General features: G+C 48.5%; 12 protein-coding genes. 9 read left to right on the forward strand and 3 right to left on the reverse strand.

Annotated features, from left to right (window positions below; genetic code table 11):
- Positions 1 to 32: 32 nt before the first annotated feature.
- From K0504_RS11840 to K0504_RS18575, 9 genes are all read left to right on the forward strand, one after another.
- Positions 33 to 1109: an efflux RND transporter periplasmic adaptor subunit gene (locus K0504_RS11840; RefSeq protein ID WP_220104403.1), complete on the forward strand. Its 1077-nt coding sequence runs from the start codon at positions 33 to 35 to the stop codon at positions 1107 to 1109.
- Positions 1110 to 1115: 6 nt separating this feature from the next.
- The gene (locus K0504_RS11845) at positions 1116 to 4172 is read left to right on the forward strand and encodes an efflux RND transporter permease subunit (protein WP_220104404.1); all 3057 of its coding nucleotides are present in this window, start codon (positions 1116 to 1118) and stop codon (positions 4170 to 4172) included.
- 193 nt (positions 4173 to 4365) lie between these two features.
- Entirely contained in the window at positions 4366 to 6396 is a 2031-nt protein-coding gene (locus K0504_RS11850) for a serine/threonine protein kinase (RefSeq protein WP_220104405.1), read from the forward strand.
- The gene (locus K0504_RS11855; RefSeq protein WP_220104406.1) at positions 6393 to 7343 is read left to right on the forward strand and encodes an alpha/beta fold hydrolase; all 951 of its coding nucleotides are present in this window, start codon (positions 6393 to 6395) and stop codon (positions 7341 to 7343) included. Before K0504_RS11850 ends, K0504_RS11855 begins: the two co-directional genes overlap by 4 nt.
- A complete protein-coding gene (locus tag K0504_RS11860; RefSeq protein WP_220104407.1) occupies positions 7340 to 8485 on the forward strand; it encodes a mandelate racemase/muconate lactonizing enzyme family protein in 1146 nt (381 codons plus the stop codon). The genes K0504_RS11855 and K0504_RS11860 overlap by 4 nt, the downstream gene beginning before the upstream one ends.
- 2 nt (positions 8486 to 8487) lie before the next feature.
- The gene (locus tag K0504_RS11865; RefSeq protein WP_220104408.1) at positions 8488 to 10185 is read left to right on the forward strand and encodes a GH3 auxin-responsive promoter family protein; all 1698 of its coding nucleotides are present in this window, start codon (positions 8488 to 8490) and stop codon (positions 10183 to 10185) included.
- Positions 10182 to 10940, forward strand: a complete 759-nt coding sequence (locus K0504_RS11870) for a PP2C family protein-serine/threonine phosphatase (protein ID WP_220104409.1) — start codon at positions 10182 to 10184, stop codon at positions 10938 to 10940. Before K0504_RS11865 ends, K0504_RS11870 begins: the two co-directional genes overlap by 4 nt.
- A 63-nt stretch (positions 10941 to 11003) precedes the next feature.
- Positions 11004 to 11909, forward strand: a complete 906-nt coding sequence (locus K0504_RS11875) for a LysR family transcriptional regulator (RefSeq protein WP_220104410.1) — start codon at positions 11004 to 11006, stop codon at positions 11907 to 11909.
- 92 nt (positions 11910 to 12001) lie between these two features.
- Positions 12002 to 13999, forward strand: coding sequence for a sensor domain-containing diguanylate cyclase (locus K0504_RS18575; protein ID WP_220104411.1), 1998 nt, complete (start codon positions 12002 to 12004; stop codon positions 13997 to 13999).
- Between the two features lie 11 nt (positions 14000 to 14010).
- Here K0504_RS18575 and K0504_RS18580 read toward each other — a convergent pair whose 3' ends face one another.
- The 3 genes from K0504_RS18580 to K0504_RS11895 form a co-directional block, all read right to left on the reverse strand.
- Positions 14011 to 14523, reverse strand: a complete 513-nt coding sequence (locus K0504_RS18580; protein ID WP_220104412.1) for an acyloxyacyl hydrolase — start codon at positions 14521 to 14523, stop codon at positions 14011 to 14013.
- Between the two features lie 154 nt (positions 14524 to 14677).
- Positions 14678 to 17749 carry an efflux RND transporter permease subunit gene (locus tag K0504_RS11890; protein WP_220104413.1) on the reverse strand — a complete coding sequence of 1024 codons (3072 nt, stop codon included), beginning with the start codon at positions 17747 to 17749 and terminating at the stop codon, positions 14678 to 14680.
- Entirely contained in the window at positions 17746 to 18840 is a 1095-nt protein-coding gene (locus K0504_RS11895) for an efflux RND transporter periplasmic adaptor subunit (protein ID WP_220104414.1), read from the reverse strand. The genes K0504_RS11890 and K0504_RS11895 overlap by 4 nt, the downstream gene beginning before the upstream one ends.
- Between the last annotated feature and the right edge of the window lie 8 nt (positions 18841 to 18848).

Here is an 18848-nt window from a genome sequence, read left to right on the forward strand (position 1 = left end):
GTCGGATTTTTTATCGTTAAAGTGATGTTGCCGTGATTCGATTACCTGCTCTGTTGTTGCCCTTCGTTCTCGTTTTAACTGGTTGTGGCGCACCGGACTCACCTGCAGATTTAGCTGTTAAACAAACGCATAAGCTCGTTCAACTGTCACCTGTCACCGTGGCCAACAACACCGTTAGCTATCGTTTCCCTGCGACTGTCATTCCAGTAAAAACGGTTGAATTAAATTTTGAGGTTTCAGGCCGGCTCACCCATGTCGACTTGAAACAAGGACATCTGGTAAAAAAAGGCACATTGCTGGCATCCATTGATAGCACACCGTTTGAGCGTAACGTGCGTGAAAACCGCGCCCTTCATAAGCAAGCACGGCTTGAGCTCGAACGTGTTCAGTCGTTGTATAAGAAAGGCTTATCGCCGAAACGCGATTTGGACAACGCAGAAACTCAGTTTGAAATCACCAAAGTCGATTTAGAAAACAGCATTCAAGATTTAAGCTACACCGAGCTACGCGCTCCATTTGATGCTCTGATCAGCGATCGCTTGGTAGAAAAAGACAATTACATTATCACCGGCACCGCCATCACCCGACTGCAAGATGTTTCACAAGCCTACTTCGAGATTAATGTTTCGGAGCGAGTTTTAGCCGCCAACATCAACAACAAAATACTCTCCGCCGTTGCCAGCATAACCGGTCGTAATAACGAAACCTTCCCCCTTGCGTATATTGAGCACACCACCTCAGCCGATCCGGTTACTCAAACCTACAAAGTGACATTTTCCAGCGCTCAGCCTAAAGACGGTCACCTAACGCCCGGGATCCGCGCAGCTGTGGATGTCACTGTTGGCACAGACAATAGAGCGGGCAGCTTGCATGTTCCGCTTAACGCACTGCAAGTGAATGCCGATCAGTCTTATTCGGTATGGCGCTTTGCGCCAACATCCGAAGACAGCAAGCGAGGCACAGTCCATCAGGTGCCGGTTGAGGTTGGCGAAATCACCGGCCATATGGTGACCATCAGTGATGGCGTTGGCCCCGAACAATTCGTCGTTTCAGCCGGTGTATCGCAAATGCGAGAAGCCATGCTGGTCGAAGCGTACGAAGCGGAGTAACTGATTGTGGATTTAGCCCGTTACTCCATCAACACCCCAGTGAATACTTGGCTGCTTATCTTGGTTTGCTTGATTGGCGGTATTGTCGGCCTGTCGAACATTGGCCGCTTAGAAGATCCTGCGTTTACCATTAAGCAAGCCAAGGTGATCACCCAATACCCTGGCGCGGATGCATTACAAGTTGAAGATGAAGTCACCGAGCAATTAGAAATTGCGATTCAACAAATGCCACAGCTCGATGAAATCACCTCGGTGTCCAAGCCTGGCATATCAGAAATAACCGTTGAGATGAAACCTCGCTATGACGGCACTCAACTACCGCAAATTTGGGATGAACTGCGCAAGCGTTTGGCGGATGCCAGCAAGTCATTACCCAACGGTGCGTATGCGCCCATGGTATATGACGATTTTGGTGATGTGTTTGGCCTTTATTATGCGCTGACTGCACCCGATTTCACGCCCTACCAACTGCGCGAATTTTCACGCATTATCCGCCGTAATTTACTCACAGTGCCCGGCGTTGCAAAAGTTGATGTTGCCGGCGTATTGCAAGAGCAAATTGTGGTGGAAATGGACTTGAACCACATCGCAGGCCTCGGCCTTTCATTTCCTGATATTGCGCAACTATTGCAATACAACCTAAGGCCGCTCGCTGATGCCCGTTTATTGATTGATGGCAACAAGATTCGAGTTCCTATTGAAGCGGCACAAAACCGCTTGCAGGAACTCGGAGATTTGATTTTAGCGGTCCCCGGATCGAAGGCGACCATTCGAGTTCGGGACTTTGCCGATCTGCGTATTGAGCCCGTTGACGTCCAGCCCAATCTATTGCGTTTTCAAGGTAACGCGGCTGTGACCTTAGCCATTTCGGCCAACAAAGACGTCAACATCGTGGAAGTCGGTAAAGCAGTTCGAGCCGAAGTGGACGAGATGCTCAGTCAACTGCCCGCCGGCATCACCCTTGCGCCAATTTATGACCAAGCGACTATTGTTGATGAGTCCGTACAGGGCTTTATTCTTAACCTTGAATTGTCCGTATTGGTGGTCACGCTCACGCTCTGTTTATTCATGGGCTGGCGCTCTGGCGTCGTGATTGGTGCCGTGCTGCTATTGACCGTGATGGGCACCATTTTACTGATGTGGCTATTTAACTTGCAGCTGCAGCGGATCTCCCTAGGCGCCATGGTGATTGCCATGGGCATGCTGGTAGATAACGCCATTGTGGTGGCCGAAGGTATGATGCTGCGAATGCAGCAAGGAAAACGCGCCATCGAAGCCGCCAGTTTTATTATTAAGCGAACCCAATGGCCATTGCTCGGTGCAACTGTCATTGGTATTGCCGCTTTTTCCGGCATCGGCTTATCGGACGATGCCACCGGAGAATTCCTATTCTCGCTGTTCGCCGTAATCCTCATTTCCCTCATGCTCAGTTGGGTACTGGCGGTGACGGTTACACCGCTATTTGGTTCTTACTTTTACAAACAAGCAAGCGCTGAAGAAAGTGCAAAACCACCGTCGTTTTTTCACCGTTACTACCAGTTGGCGTTAACCAAGGCCCTCAAACTTCGCTGGTTAACGATTGGTGCGTTGGTGGTCATCACCCTGGTCGCAATTGCTAACTTTTCCAATGTGAAACAAGGGTTCTTCCCACCATCAAGCACGCCGATGTTCTATATCCATCACTGGGGGCCACAGGCTCGGGACATTCGAACCAGCGAACAACAAGCCATAGAAATTGAAAAATTATTATTGCAATACCCAGAGGTCAAAGCGGTAACCTCAAGTATTGGTCAAGGTACAGCTCGCTTTACCCTGACCTATGGGCCAGAAGCACGCAACGAAAGCTACAACCTGTTTTTGGTGGAAATGCACAGTGAAGATGTCATTAATGGCTTCATTGATGAAATTAGCCCTCAGTTACAAGCATTAGATGCTGACGCTGACTTTTACCTCAAGCGGATGATTTTTGGCCCGAGCACCACCGCCAAACTCGAAGCGCGCTTTCTTGGACCGGATGTTGAGGTGCTCCGAAAGCTCTCGGCCCAAGCGGAGCAAATCATGCGCGACGATCCAATGATCCGCGATGTGCGCCATAACTGGCGAGAAAAAGCTTTAACCGTGGTACCAAACTTTGACGAGTACAATGCCGGCGTCGCGGGTGTCACCCGAGCCGACTTTGCCGACGCAGTACAATATGTCAGTAGCGGCTTGGAGCTAGGTAAACTTCGAGATGGCGATTACGACTATCCCATCGTCGCCAAAGTGCCTGATGCAAGCGGCGCTGACATTGAAAGTATTCGCAACGCCCTGGTTTGGAGTGCGCATCAGCGACGCTACATTCCCCTCAGCCAAGTAATGACTGACGTAGAATTAGCAAGTGAAGATACCTTAATCCAACGCCGTGATCGGGTACGTTCGATTAGCGTTTTTGCGGAGCCAGGCTTAGATGACACCGCAGCCGCAGCCTTGAGTCGTATTCGCGCAGAGATCGAGCAATTACCCATGCCAAGCGGTTATCAAGTTGAATGGGGTGGCGAGTATGAATCAGCCGGCGACGCCCAACGCGCGCTGGGTGCCGGTTTACCGATGAGCTTCTTGGTGATGATTCTGGTAACTATTTTGTTGTTCGGCCGCGTCAAACAGCCACTCATTATTTGGCTGACGGTGCCAATGGCCAGCGTCGGTGTGGTCACCGGTTTGATTAGCACAGACATGCCGTTTGGCTTTATGTCTCTACTTGGTTTTCTCAGCTTGTTTGGCATGTTGATCAAAAATGCCATTGTCTTGGTTGAAGAAATCGATTTGCAAATTGGCGAAGGCAAAGCCAAGCATCAAGCCATTGTGGAAGCGAGCTTAAGCCGTTTGCGCCCTGTCGCATTGGCTGCCATCACCACTATTTTAGGCATGGCGCCATTACTGTTTGACGCCTTCTTTGCCGACATGGCCGTCACCATCATGGCCGGTTTAGCATTTGCTACGGTGCTGACACTGATCGCCATTCCTGTCCTGTACAGTATTTTCTTTGGCGTCAGCTTCCGCAAATTAACGCCTGTCGATAAATAGCGTATCTGGCTGCCAGCAACGTGCTCATAACATGCTGGCAGCCTACTTTTAAAGACTCTTTTTAGACTTCTCACTTCTCATTCTTCTGCAAATAATTTATTGAAACATCAATAAATTGGCACATACTTAGGGCTGTATTCAGGATCCGGGTGGCAAACTAAGCCATCACGGAAGATGACTCGGAGCTCAAACCTTGACCGACAGTGGCCAAACTCGCTTAACCCTGCACCCAAAGCGTAAGAAACGCACCAAGCGGGAAAACCTCACGTTAGTGGTATCGGTCACGGCATTGCTGTTATTTGTTTTGGCATTGGGGATGGCCCGCCACATCATTGAGGGGGTTGAAGAAAGTTACGAACATCGCCTCATGCAGCAAATCGAAACTCATCAAAACATTCTTAAGCGTTGGTATCAAAGCGAGCTGACTCACGCCTTATTTCTGGCCGATAAACTAGCCCTCCCAACGGTGTTCAGACGCTACCATCAAACAGCTGATGCGCAAGATTTAGCGCCCGTTACTCAATTACTTGAGCGTTATAGCCAAAGCATTAATGCGATTGGTTACGCCGTATCGGACAACACCGGAAAAATCATCTTGAGCTCTCAGCAAGAGACATTAGCGACGCAGTTAAGTCCTCGGATGGCTTACTTCGTTCATAAAACGCTTGAGGCCGGTGTCCACATGTCAGCATTGGAAAATGCCCTCGACTTATTCCCCCATGCGAAAAGTCGAAAGCCCATTATTCTGGTTGGCGTGGCCGTGCCCGGCAGTGACAAACAGCATGTTGCTATTACCGCGTTAGATCCGCTGACCGAGCTGCATTACTTGGCCGATATCTTTGATAAGGATGATTTTACTCACAGCTACGTGGTGAATCGTGACGGCGTGCTGATCTCGCCCATGTCCATTGCCATACCGGTTCGCCAGCAAAAACGACTCGATCCCGATAACGACGACTTGTTGTTTAATTTACGTTTAACTCGACCCGATTCAGACCAATTGATCAAATCCGTTGCCGCCGTCAGCCAACAACAAACAGGTGTTGATGTTGAAGGCTACACCGATTTTCGTGGCTTTGAAGTCATGGGCGCTTGGGCGTGGGAGCCCGCCTTAGAAATAGGCTTAGTGATAGAAATTGAGCGAGATGGCGCCTTTAGCTTGTTATCGCCACTTATTTACAGTCAGTACGCGCTATTACTGCTGGTGTGTGCAGGCGTGATGGGGTTATTAATCCTACGTTACCGCATGACGCACATGGCTCGCCAAATTGATGATTTGTCCAAGCTCGGCAATTACAAACTACAACATAAGATTGGCGAAGGCGGGATGGGCAGTGTTTATCGCGCCCGTCATTCATTATTACAACGCCCTACTGCCATCAAATTGTTACGGCGCGATCAATCAACGCCAGAAAATATTCAACGCTTTGAATTGGAAGTGCAGCAAACCGCCCTTCTGCGGCACCCAAACACCATTGAAATTTTTGACTTCGGCATTACCGAAAGCGGCCGTTTTTTCTATGTCATGGAAATGCTGCACGGCTTTTCGTTATCAGAGTTAATCGCTAGCCGCGGCCCACAACCGCAAGCGCGCGTGGTGCATATCCTGCGTCAACTGTGCTTTAGTCTGGAAGAAGCGCATCAGAAAGGGCTGATCCATCGCGACATCAAGCCCGCCAACATCATGCTGTGTCAGCTTGGCGGACAAGCAGATTTTGTCAAAGTGTTGGACTTTGGATTGGTCAAGGACATCAGTACCGAACAAGAGCTTGCCATTACCCAAACTCAGTCGATTGCCGGTACGGCCGCATACATAGCGCCTGAGCGCTTGCGCGATCCGCAACTCGCATCAGTGTCAGTCGACATCTACTCCATTGGCGTGGTCGCTTATAATTTGCTATCCGGCAAGTCTCCTTATAAGGCCAATACGCCGGTTGAAATGGTCAGCAAAATGCTAAGTGAACCGCCAACACCATTAAGCGCAGTCACCAGCGACGTCTCACCGCAGTTCGCAAGCGTGGTGATGTCGTGTCTCCTTACCGATCCAAGTCAGCGTCCGGCTAATTGTCAGCAGCTACTCGCGCTACTGGAACAACTCACAGAACAAATGCCATGGTCACCAGCGAGTGCCAATAAACACTGGCAGCAAGATGCTATTGAGCTGATGCCAGCAACAGATGAAGCCAATGAACTAACCGATATCACCGAGGAGTTGAAGCGATGATAAGAATACGATTTTGCTATTGGCTGATCACTATGTTGTTTTGTAGTGTGCCGCTCGCTGCCGCCAACGATGACCATTTGCTTGATGAAATCAATCAGCACATCGAGCAGCGCTCAGAATTGCAATACGTCACTCGCCACAATACCGAACTCGGTTATTTTGCGCGGATGGCCTCAGAGCAGCCCGATACCGCACTGGTTTATTTGCATGGCATCGCCAGTCACTCAGGCTGGTTTGAGCTGGCTGCAAATCGTATTGCGTCACAAGGTTATGATGTTTACATGCTCGATCGTCGCGGTAGCGGTGTTAATCGAGCCGAGCGCGATATTATTCCAGGTCATATTGAGAGCTGGCACGATTGGCTTGATGATCTCGATGATTTTGTTCGTCAATTGAGAAATCAATATAGCCGCGTTTATCTGGTGGGATTGTCTTGGGGCGGCAAACTCGCGACCGCTTATAGCTTGGCCCATCCTGATAAAGTTAACGGGCTTATCTTAGTCACGCCGGGATTGGTTGCTGCTGTCGATTACAACGGCTTTGAAAAGTTATCGATTGCTGTCTGCCATCTGTTCTGCCAGCAAAAACAATACCCAGTGCCCGTCACGCCCGAGATGTTTAGTGATAAACAGCAATGGGTCGACTTCATTCACGCAGATCCACTGCGCAATCCTATCGTGACCGCTGAATTTCTCTGGCAAACCCACCGTATGGACAAGTGGATTACAGCTAACATCAGCAAACTAGATCGGCCAACGCAGCTATTTCTAGCCGGCAAAGATGAAATTATTGATAACGATAAAGTTACCCAACTTTTGTTCAGGGGTCAGCAAGCTACAGCAGTGCAACATTACCCTAATCAAGTTCATGCCATTCAACTTGAGATGCCAACCCGCTTAGCATCTGACATTACGCAATGGCTACATCATATGGAGAAACAGCCATGAGGTTTAAATCAGCCGAGCTGTACGCCATCGAAATCCCGATGCTCGTTGAGGTTGAACATGCACTGGCATCACGCTCAGTGGCTCGCAATATTTTGTTAAAAATCACCGCAGAAGATGGCTCAGTCGGCTTTGGCGAAAGCTGCCCCCGCCATTACGTGACCGGTGAGACGTTTGAACAAGCGTGGCAAACCTTAACGGATGAGCTATTACCGCAACTCAAACAACTGCAAGGCACTGATGTTGACCAACTGATGCAATGGCTGTCGGCACAAACGCTGACATTACCACGAAATAAGCACGCCGCATTTTGTGCCATGGAATTGGCCCTGCTCGATTTAATTGGCCAACAGCAACAGCTTTCAGCCGGTGGATTATTCGCCACCGTGTCTCCCAATAAACAGCAGTACAGCGGAGTTATTGCTGCTGGCCAGCCAGAAAAAGCCGTTGCGATGGCACAACAAATCAAACAACTCGGCGTACCGTGCACTAAGGTCAAGCTGCATCAGCAAGGCGACCTCAATGTGGCCATTTTACAAGCCGTACGAGAAATCCTTGGGCCCGATCATGACTTACGCGGCGATGCCAACTGCGCTTGGCAAGATGCCGACGAAGCACAACGTCAACTGACCGAGTTACGCCCATTTGGCCTCAATAGTATTGAACAGCCACTCGAAAGCGATGATATCGACGGCCTTGCCGCCCTCACCAAAGCCGCAATTACCCCGGTGATGGTTGATGAATCGATGTGTTCGTTGGCCGACGCGGAGCAGCTTATAGACCGCCAAGCGTGCAATTTATTCAACGTTCGAATTTCCAAATGCGGTGGTCTCAATAATAGTTATCGCATCGTCAAACTTGCCAATGAGCATGGTATTGACTGCCAGCTCGGAGCCCAAGTTGGTGAAACCAGCTGCTTATCCGCCGCGGGGCTTGCATTAGCTAGCATTGCGCCGACGCTGCGCTGGCGAGAAGGCTGCTTTGGTACTTTACTGCTAGCGCATGATATTTTCGAACCTCCGTTGATGGTTGGTCCACGCGCGCAAGTCGCCCCACTCACGGGCTATGGCCTTGGTTTACAAATTTCCACCGCACAACTTAGCGCTTGTCAGCAGCAACACTGGCAGCTCAAGTTGGAGGAGTAGCAATGCTTGGTTTACTGATTCATTTTATTGCCAGTCGCTCAGCTAAACGCTTTGAGCAAACCACCTTGACAGCTGAAGCAACACAACAGCAGCTGCTGCAAACAATTTTAGAGCGCAATAAAGACACGGCTTACGGGAAAAAATACAACTTCGCCAACATCAAAACCGCCGAAGATTATCGCCAGAATGTGCCATTAGTCAGCTACAACGACATTCAGCCTTATATTGAGCCCATGTGTAATGGCGAGCCCAACCAACTGGTGGCCGAACAACCGATTATGTTTGCCCAAACGAGTGGCACCACCGGCAAAGCTAAATTTATTCCATTTACCCCAAGCTGTGCCCGGGCTGCTAGCTCCGACATGATGCGAAGCTGGATGTACCATGCCAAGCTCGCCCATCCGGGCTTGTATAAAGGAAAAATTGTCTCGCTCGTGTCACCGGCGATTGAAGGGGAAACCGAATGCGGTCTTCCTTTTGGCGCGACTTCAGGCCACATATATAAGCAAATGCCAAGCATCGTGCAAAAAATCTATGCCGTTCCGTATCCGGTGTTTGAAATTGAAGACTATGAGGCGAAATACTACGCGCTCATGCGTATCGCTTTGGCAGAAAAAGTCAGTTTACTAGCAACGGCCAATCCATCGTCCATTCTAAAAATGTGTGAAAAAGCCGATGAATATGCCGAAATCCTTATTAATGACGTGAAAGACGGCACGCTCTCGAACCAATTCACGATTGAGCCTCACATCCGCCAAGCCTTAGAGCAAAAACTAAAGCCAGATAGCAAGCGAGCCGCGCAGCTAAAAGCCTGTTATCAGCAACGAAATGGCCATTTATTGCCGGGCGACTATTGGCCAGAATTGGCACTCATCGGTTGTTGGAAAGGCGGTACGGTTGGCCATTACATTGAAAAGTTTGATGCTTGGTTTAATCCCGATGGTAATGCTCCCGTTGCCACTCGAGATTGGGGATTCCTATCAAGTGAAGCGCGCTGCTCCGTGCCATTAAGTGACGATGGCGCAGCAGGCCCGTTAGCGCTGGACGTGAACTACTACGAATTTGTCGATGCCGACGAAGTCACCCAAAACCCTAATGATCCAAGCCAGTGGAAATATAAAACCGTTACCGAACTCGAAGATGGCGGCGAATACTATATTTTCCTGACCACGACCGGCGGCATTTACCGTTATGACATCAACGACGTCATCACCGTAAAAGGCTTTTATAATCAAGCCCCTAAAATTCAGTTTTTACGCAAAGGCCGGGGCATGACTAACATCACCGGCGAGAAACTTAGCGTTAATCAGGTAATTGACGGGGTGCAAAAAGCCAGTGAAGCAAGCGGCGTGCTAGCCGCCCACTTCAAAGCGGAAGCAGCTTCCGAGCAAAGTCGTTATTTATTGCGTCTAGAGCCGGTTGGCCATTACCCCGACACCCAGTTACAAGCGTTTTTACAAGCCTTTGACGAAGCCCTTAAAAGCATCAACATTGAATACAAAGGCAAGCGAGATTCTCAGCGTCTCGCCGCCCCATTGCTTCATGTGATGCGTGATGGCTGGTATGAGCGAGCCAGAAAAGACATGGTGTCGGAAGGTAAACGTATGTTCCAAGCAAAGACTGAGCTGTTAAGCCCAATCAAAGCCGAAACCGCGATGATCAAACCCGAGCTGCTGTCGGTGATTGAGTTGGCTGAATGACCATTCCGTGCGTGCACTGGCTGCCTCAAAACGAACATTTTGAGGCCGTTGGCGTTACCCACGCGGGCCATCGCCGCGCCAATAACGAAGACTCATTTGCCGTCGATCAGCAACACAAGGTATTGATGGTGTCAGATGGCATTGGTGGACATCAGGCAGGAGAAACAGCCTCAGCCATGGCCATCACCCAAAGTATGTTAGGCCTGCAGCAGGGCGCAGAATTAAATGCTGCGATTTGGGGAGCTCACCAACAAACCGTTCACGCGGCACAAATGAACAAGCGCTTAAAAGACATGGGAGCGACCTTGGTCTGTGCCCAGTATGCGGGCCCAGATGTCGAGTTAAGCTGGGTGGGCGATAGTCGAGCTTACTTGTTTGATGCAGATAGGCCTCATTTACAGCAACTAACAACTGATCACACTATGCTGCAACGCTTGCTTGATGAAGGCGAAGATGTATCCCCAGAAACCGCTCGGCAGTATGGTCACATACTGACAACCGCCATCGGCTCAACCCAATTTCAACCCGATCACATTGAGCAAAAAACAATACATTGGTCTGCTAACCAGCTACTGCTTCTATGCAGTGATGGCTTGTCAGACATGCTTACTCCCAACCAGATCACCAACATTATGGTCAGTAGCCCGCAGCTAGCAATCCTTGCAGAGCGCCTACTCTTGGCAGCTCTTGCGGCAGGCGGCCATGACAATATCACCTTAATCATCGCGCGCAAAAATCACACCCCTCAACTGTAAAGCTAACCAAAACGCTAATTTCAGCTACCTTTATATTCATTCAATGAATAAGTAAGGCGCTTTATGTCGTTTCTGCTTGATGACAATCGAATTTTTATGACCATCGTCGAATGCGGCAGTTTTACCGCTGCGGCTGAGCGACTCGACATGCCACAGCCCACCATTAGTCGACGAGTGAAACAACTGGAGCAACACTTAGGTTTGCGCTTGTTTGAACGACAAGGGCGTTCGGTACAACTGACTGACTTTGGGCAACAGTTTGTCAGTCACTGTCAACGTATTGAGCAAGCCGTGCATGACGCTGAATCATTTGCCGAGCATAGTAAAAATGAACCTGCCGGCAACTTGATCATTGAAGCGTCCTACGTTCCCACCCAATTAATGCTCACAAACTTCATACCGAATTTCTTAAAGAAATACCCCAACATTAAACTCGAATTTATCTCGATTACGCCAGAACACTGGCAATCGCCTCTTAGCGGTGACATCCGGTTTTTACCCATTCCATCTCCTGATGAAAACTTAATTAGCCGGCCCAGTATGCTTTACCAATTTAGCTTCTTTGCGGCCCCTAGCTTATTGGAGAAGTACGGCACGCCTTCGCACCCGTCAGAGTTGGAGCGCTTTCCCTGCATTTGTCTGAATGACAAGTTCGATAAGTTTATTGAATGGCATTATGTTGAAAATGGTCAGCGTCGAACAATTAACGTCACAGGACCGATTACAGTTGATCACCTTTCCCACGCGAAAAACCCGGCGGTTCAAGGTCTCGGCGTCTTCATATCGTCGCCGGACTTTATCGACGATGAGCTTAAAACTGGCGCGCTAGTTCCGTTGTTTAAAGGCCAATATGGCTTTCAGCGCCACGGTTACCTTTTATATCGTTCTCGCAACTTTCAACCCCTTCGCGAAAAGGTCTTTGTAGAGGAGTTCATCGCCACTTTCTCAAAAAAATCATTCAAAATTTGAATGATTCTATACCTATTCGTTATTTATCCAGTCGAGCTGACGGTAGATACTATGCGTGTTTTTTAATCAGCACATCGTTAGGGTACGCGCAAGTGAGTTCATTTCGTAAGCACACCACAGAAGCCATGTTGCCTCGATGCAATGAGTTAACGCCCAAACTTTGGCCTATCGCTATGGGTATATTCGGAACGCTTATATTGCTTCTGGCGGGATTCACATTACACCAACGAACGCAGATCATTGAACAGCACCGGCTCGATACGTCGCAAAGTGCTATTGTCGCGCAGCAGCTGTTAAGCCGCATTCTACAAGACAAAATTAATCATATAGAGCAAACCACTCGGTTGCTTGCCACCAATCAATCGCTAACCGCTTATGCTTCCGACGGAACGCAAGAAGCCCGCAAAGATGTTGAAGCAAAATGGAAAAAACAAGCCGAGTTGTGGCAAACCTTTGTTCAAATTCGCTATATCGATGTTAGTGGTCAAGAGCAAATTAGGGTTAATTTTTCCCCCTCAACAGAGCAGGCCAGCGCCACCGATCAACTGCAATTTAAAGGTCACCGTCCTTACATACGCCACGCCGCCACGCTTACGAATAACGAAGTTGGTTTGACCTTGTTCGATTTAGAGCGCGAACACAATGAGTTCGTGAAGCCATACCTAATTGCTGCGCGAATGGTAACCCCAGTACTGAACGAGCAAGGGAATCGAACCGGCTACCTCGTCGTCAATCTGAATATCGCCGATTTTCTTTCCAACTTTAGGCTGCATCAAAGCATTACCAAACTCAATTTAGACATTCTGAGCACCCAAGGGCATTACATTTACGAAGAGTCGCCCGATATCAGTTACGGTCATGTAATAGCTGAGAGAGCTCATTTGTCAGTTGCCCAGTTCGCGCCTGATTTATGGCAATCGATGGAAGCCGACAATCACAATGGCATTTACATTGGTGACAACACGAATGGCGCCTATTCGGTACTGACAATTCAACCCGATAACAACACCAAATTCGCCAGCGATCACCAATTCATTTTATTAACCCAATTTAGCAATGACGATGTTATTGCATCTTTAAAAGGGCCACTAACCGCCATAACCAAACATAGTCTTGCGATATTGTTAGTGATGATTGTGCTGAGTTTATTGCTCGCAGTTGCGCTGAGAAAAGTGCTGAGTAAACAAAACGCCAAGCGCTTAATGCTGCACTCAACAAATGGCATGGCCGCGGCGGTAATGACCGATCAAAATCGAACAATTATTGCCACCAATCGCAAGTTTAGCCAGCTCATGGGTTATCGGGCCAAGGAATCATTGGGGAAAACTCCTCAGCTATTTCGCTCAGGTTTCCATTCGTCAGAATACATTCGAGAGATTTGGCAACAATTGAACACCACGGGGCAATGGCAAGGTGAAATCGTCTACCGAACCAAGTCCGGTGAGCTAATCACTACCTGGCAAGAAGTTAGCGCGATTTATTGGAGCAAGCGGTCTAAATCTCCCGACTACTATATCGCCAGTTTTATTGATATTTCGAAGCAGAAAAAGCTTGAACAGCAACTGAGAAAGCAATCCATTACCGATCCTCTGACTGGGGCATTTAATCGCCGCCGCTTTGACGATGAATTAAGCCGCTTAATTAACGATTCGACGCGATATCCTAGCAGTCACTTTTCACTGGTTCTGCTCGATATTGATCATTTCAAACGGGTGAATGATGAACAAGGGCATGATGTTGGTGATGAGGTATTAATAGAGTTTGTGCAGTTAGTGGCAGGCATGCTGAGAAACACAGATTTCTTGGGTCGTATTGGAGGTGAGGAATTTGCGGTGTTGCTGCCCTTTACGGATGCAGCTGACGCTTACCTTGTGATGGAGCGGATCCGTCAGCGAGTGGCGTCGAGTATCAAGTCGTCACCGGTGACCTGTAGCATTGGCGTTGTGCAATACGAACAACAAGTGACGGTCAAAGCGATGTATCGAGCGGCAGATACTGCCCTGTACCGAGCAAAGGCAACAGGGCGTAACAGGACAGAAATCTATCAACATCATCCTGAGGCTGCAGGGCTAACCAATCGGGCGGGCTAGAACCACTGCGATTACCAGCGCCAATGATAGGTTAACGCTAAGTTTTCCGTACCCGGATTGCGGTCAGCAATACTCGCATTTGATAAGTGACCGAATTCGGCCCGTACAAAGGATTCTGGGCTCAGCTGGTAATTCACTAGAATACGAGAATAGAATTCTAAATGATGGCCTAACATGTCGTTATCGCTAAAGTAGCCGACCACGTTACCAAATCCCCAGTCCCAGTTATCATTGATACTGAATTCCTTTAGCCAGCCAGCTGCTACATAGTACTCAGCATCATCACTCACCATCCCAAGTACCGTCGGGCGAATTCCCCACAAGGGTTCGTATTCGGGAAATTCATATGAAAGCTGAACATAATAAATATCCATATGCTCTAATGCTTCCCAGACGCCTCCTCCAACGCCCCATCGCCCCTGTTGTGCTGCTGACACCTGTTCAGCCTGCATTACATCGTCATTAGCTTGCAACGTTCCGCAGAACAACATTAGTGCAGCACATAAAACTCCTTGAAAACGCACTCTAAAATCCCCTTTTGTTAGCGCTACATAGTACCGGTGAAACTAACGTAAATTTAACATCATGTATACCATTGCGCGTATTGAGCGTTAATGCCTCGATATAAACGCAAAAAAAAAACCACCCAAGAGGGTGGTTTTTTGTACGTGCAATCGTTTATTCCATGCTGGACAGTGGACGGTATTTATAACCGTGGAACACAACATACAGCACAGGAACAACAACCAAGGTCAATACGGTAGCAAAGCCTAAACCAAACATGATGGTTACTGCCATATCAACGAAGAAGGCATCGCCCAAGAGTGGGATCATGCCAAGAACCGTGGTAATAGCAGCCATTGATACAGGTCGAACACGACTAACCCCCGAATCAAAAACAGCCTGGTAGGGTTCTTTTCCTTCCTTAATTTCAAGGTTAATTTGATCCAGCAGCACAATACCGTTTTTCAGCAACATACCAATCAAACTCAAGGCTCCGAGCAACGCCATAAAGCCAAAGGCGGCATCGAGCAGCAATAAGCCAAAGGTAATGCCAATTACAGCCATCGGCACACAACACCAAATAACCAACGGTTGTTTGACTGAGTTAAACAGGAAAATGGTAATGAGGAACATAATCAACAAGCCCCCCGGCAACGAACCAAATACCGCTACCGACGCATCATTTGATGCTTCGTATTCTCCGCCCCATTCAAGTGAGTAACCTTTCGGTAACGGAATAGCTTCAATGGCTGGGCGAACGCGTTCAAACACTTGCGCAGCCGTTTCAATCCCCAGCACATCATGGTCCGCAATAACCGTTAATGTACGTTTCCGATCAATGCGCTGAATCACGCCATCTTCCCACGCCAAATCGTAGTTTGGTGCAATCTGTTGAATCGGAATGTATTGACTCTGAACAGGGCTCCAAACTTGCAAGCCATCGTAGCTTGCGCTATCAGCGCGTTCATCTTCTGGCAAACGAACAACAATTGGCAATAAGTCTGTACCATCTCGATATAAACCAACGGTTGCGCCGGAATAGGACATTTCGAGGGTTTGATCGAGATCCGAGCGCGACACGCCAGCCCGACGTCCAAGTGATTCATCGTAAACGGGGCGAATCAATTTCGAGCGCTCACGCCAGTCATCGCGAATGTTTGTCGCAACAGGATCGTCTCGTAAGATTTGCTTCGCCTGTTCAGATAACCCGCGCAACACATCCGGATCTGGCCCTGTGAAACGTGCCTCAATTTTACCTGCCGGCGATGGACCAATTTCCAGATTCCGCAATTTGATTTGCGCCTGAGGAAAATCTTCCGCAAAGGTATCGCGCAATTTTTTCATCATCGGATGCATTTGCTCTGGAGCATTTACATTGACCAGTAACTGCGCATATGCCGGGTAAGTTTTTTCCGGTTCGTACGTCAACATAAAGCGCTGAGCACCAGCACCAATGGTGGTCGTGACTTGCTTCACTTCTTCTTGTTCAAGGACCCACTTTTCCATTTCGTCAACAACTTCACTGGTATAGCGAATATCGCTACCTTGCGGTAACCAAACGTCAGCCAAGAAAATTGGCGTTGTTGCTGGCGGGAAAAACGCTTGTCGAACTTTGGTGAAGCCATACAGAGAGGTAACCAGTAAGGCGATACAAATACCAATGGTGGCCCATTTAAACCGCATGGCTGTATCCAGGAGCTTTTTGTACATTACAAAAACAATGCCTTTGTACGGATCTTCAAGCTCTGCATCTGGATCATGCTTTTCTTCTTTGAAGAACAAGTCAGCAAAGAATGGAGTGATTGAAATCGCGGTAAACCAAGACATCATCAGTGAAATTAACAACACCCAGAATAAGCTGCCGGCAAATTCCCCGGTTGAATCTTGCGATAAACCAATTGGAGCGAAGGCAACAATCGCAATGACCGTTGCACCAAGCAATGGCCACATGGTTTGTTTAACAATGGCAGCAGCGGCTTTAACCTTCGACATGCCCCGCTGCATCCCAATGAGAATGCCTTCAACCACCACAATGGCGTTATCCACCAGCATTCCCAGAGCAATAATCAATGCCCCTAACGAAATACGTTGCAGGTCAATTGCCATCTGCGCCATGAAGATAAAGCTGCCGATACAGGTCAAAGCGAGGATCAAGCCAATCAACAAGCCACTTTTGACGCCCATAAAGAACAGCAGTACCACAACCACGATGACGACTGCGGCCACAAGGTTAAGAATAAAGCCTTGAACTGAAACTTCTACTGAACCTGGCTGGTCGTAGATAGGGACGATTTCCATGCCAAGCGGTTTGGTGTATTCCAGCTCGGCCATACGATCCCTAACCACTTTGCCCACATCCACCACATTCACACCAGATGCAAATGAAATACCCATGGTAATGGCTTGTTGGTTGTTGAAGTTGTACAGGTTTGATGGCACTTCTTCATAACCGCGATACACATCAGCGACGTCGCGTAAATACACCAACTTGTCTGAGCCTGCCCCAGCGATAATGAGGTTTTCTAGCTCAGCGACATCCATAAACTCACCGGTAGAATAAATACGGACGTATTCATCACCGTGGCGGAATGCTCCAGCCGGCGCCACTGCATTTTGCTGGTTCAATAAGGCATAAATGGTGTCGGGAGAGATCCCTAAAGCCGATAATTTCTTGTAGGAAATTTCGATGAAGACTTGCTCAGATAGCACGCCAGCCAGGTTGATTTTGCCAACACCAGGAATAACTTCTAGTTCACGCTTGACGAAATCAACGTAATCATTGAGCTCCTTGTAGGAGTAGCCTTTACCGGTAAAAGCGAGCAACATCCCAAATACATCACCGAAATCATCATTCACCAAGGGGGTTGAAGCCCCGGGCGGCAGTTGAGCAGCAACGTCACCGACTTTGCGGCGCAGCTCATCCCAAATTTGCGGCAAGTCATGCTTGTCATACCTATTCTGCATGGTAACCGTGATTTGCGATAATCCTGCGGTAGAAATCGAAGTGATTTCATCAATATAGGATAATTGGGTAATTGCCAATTCGAGCTTGTAGGTTACTTCCTCTTCGACCTGTTGCGGCGACGCGCCAGGGTAGGAAGTAACAACGACGGCATCTTTAATGGTGTACTCTGGATCTTCTAATTGCCCTAAACCTGTGAAAGCAGCCGCACCACCAAGCCCTAAGATTAGGGTGACCAGCCAGCTAATAATTCTATTTTTTACAAAATACTCGGCAATGCTCATCCCTTGATCTCCCTGGTTTTCACCACGTTAACCGCCGCGCCTTCAGATAAGCCCTGGCCGTAAACTACAATGACATCTCCTGGCGCTATACCAGATTTAATTTCCACACCAAACTCAGCGAGTTGCTCTACTTCAACGGGTTGTTTCACCACCGAATTACCCGCTTCAGACAACTTCCAAACAAAGGCGTTATCTCCCATTAAGGGTTTTGAAGGTTCAAATAGCACCGCAGAGCCAGGTAGCACTAAGCCGGAAAAAGCAGCGCGTGAAACCTTGTTCATATCGACTCGAACCACCGCGCTCATGCCAGGCAAAATAGCGGTACGCTCTGGTCGTTTCATTCTCAAGGTTGCTTTGTAGGTTTTACTCACGTCATCTTTTTCGGATTCAACTTCATAACGCGAGGCATAAAAGACCCCTTCAATGCCTTCAATCGTGACTTGATGTTGAACGTCATCTTGACTTGCGCGAGGATTCGCAACTGCTAGCAAATGTTCTGCAACATCGATAACAATGTCGATGGTTTCCATGCTATTGATTGTGACAATGGGCTCACCGACTTGCACATTCTCAAAGTTGTCGACAGCCACTAAGCCAATCACGCCATCTTTAGGTGCTTTCAGTTCAGTAAAATCGAGGCGAACCTTGGCGATCCCTAAGTCTGCCTTAGCGATTTCATACTCAGCCTTTAACGTATCGTGTTCAGAGGCTGAGATAGAGCCTGTTTTTAACAGCGCGGCAGCGCGTTCGTAGTTGACCTTGGCGAGATCATAGGTTGCTGACGCATCCTCAACTGCTCGGACAAAGTCTGCAGGATCAAGCTTTGCCAGCACATCGCCTTTTTTGACCTGCTTACCACCAATGGCGGGAAGCGATATTAATTCCCCCGACACCCGAAATGCTAAATCACTCTGGTCACTGGCTTGGACTACAGCTGGGAAATCTCGCTGCGTGCCAAACACATCATCTGAAATTTTGACTGTTTCAACCGGCGGCGCCATTTTCTCCGGTGCCGGAGCTTTGGAGCAGGCCGACAAAAAAACCGCAGAGCAAACTCCGACAGCAATTGCTAATTTATTATTCAGCTTCACTAGTATGC

The organism is Neiella holothuriorum, assembly GCF_019457915.1.
Lineage (GTDB): Bacteria > Pseudomonadota > Gammaproteobacteria > Enterobacterales > Neiellaceae > Neiella > Neiella holothuriorum.

Bases quoted from the DNA above. Each gene is read 5' to 3' on its own strand.
- K0504_RS11855 (WP_220104406.1), top strand. From the start codon at position 6,393: ATGATAAGAATACGATTTTGCTATTGGCTGATCACTATGTTGTTTTGT.
- K0504_RS11860 (WP_220104407.1), top strand. From the start codon at position 7,340: ATGAGGTTTAAATCAGCCGAGCTGTACGCCATCGAAATCCCGATGCTC.
- K0504_RS11865 (WP_220104408.1), top strand. From the start codon at position 8,488: ATGCTTGGTTTACTGATTCATTTTATTGCCAGTCGCTCAGCTAAACGC.
- K0504_RS11870 (WP_220104409.1), top strand. From the start codon at position 10,182: ATGACCATTCCGTGCGTGCACTGGCTGCCTCAAAACGAACATTTTGAG.
- K0504_RS11875 (WP_220104410.1), top strand. From the start codon at position 11,004: ATGTCGTTTCTGCTTGATGACAATCGAATTTTTATGACCATCGTCGAA.
- K0504_RS11890 (WP_220104413.1), bottom strand. From the start codon at position 17,749: ATGAGCATTGCCGAGTATTTTGTAAAAAATAGAATTATTAGCTGGCTG.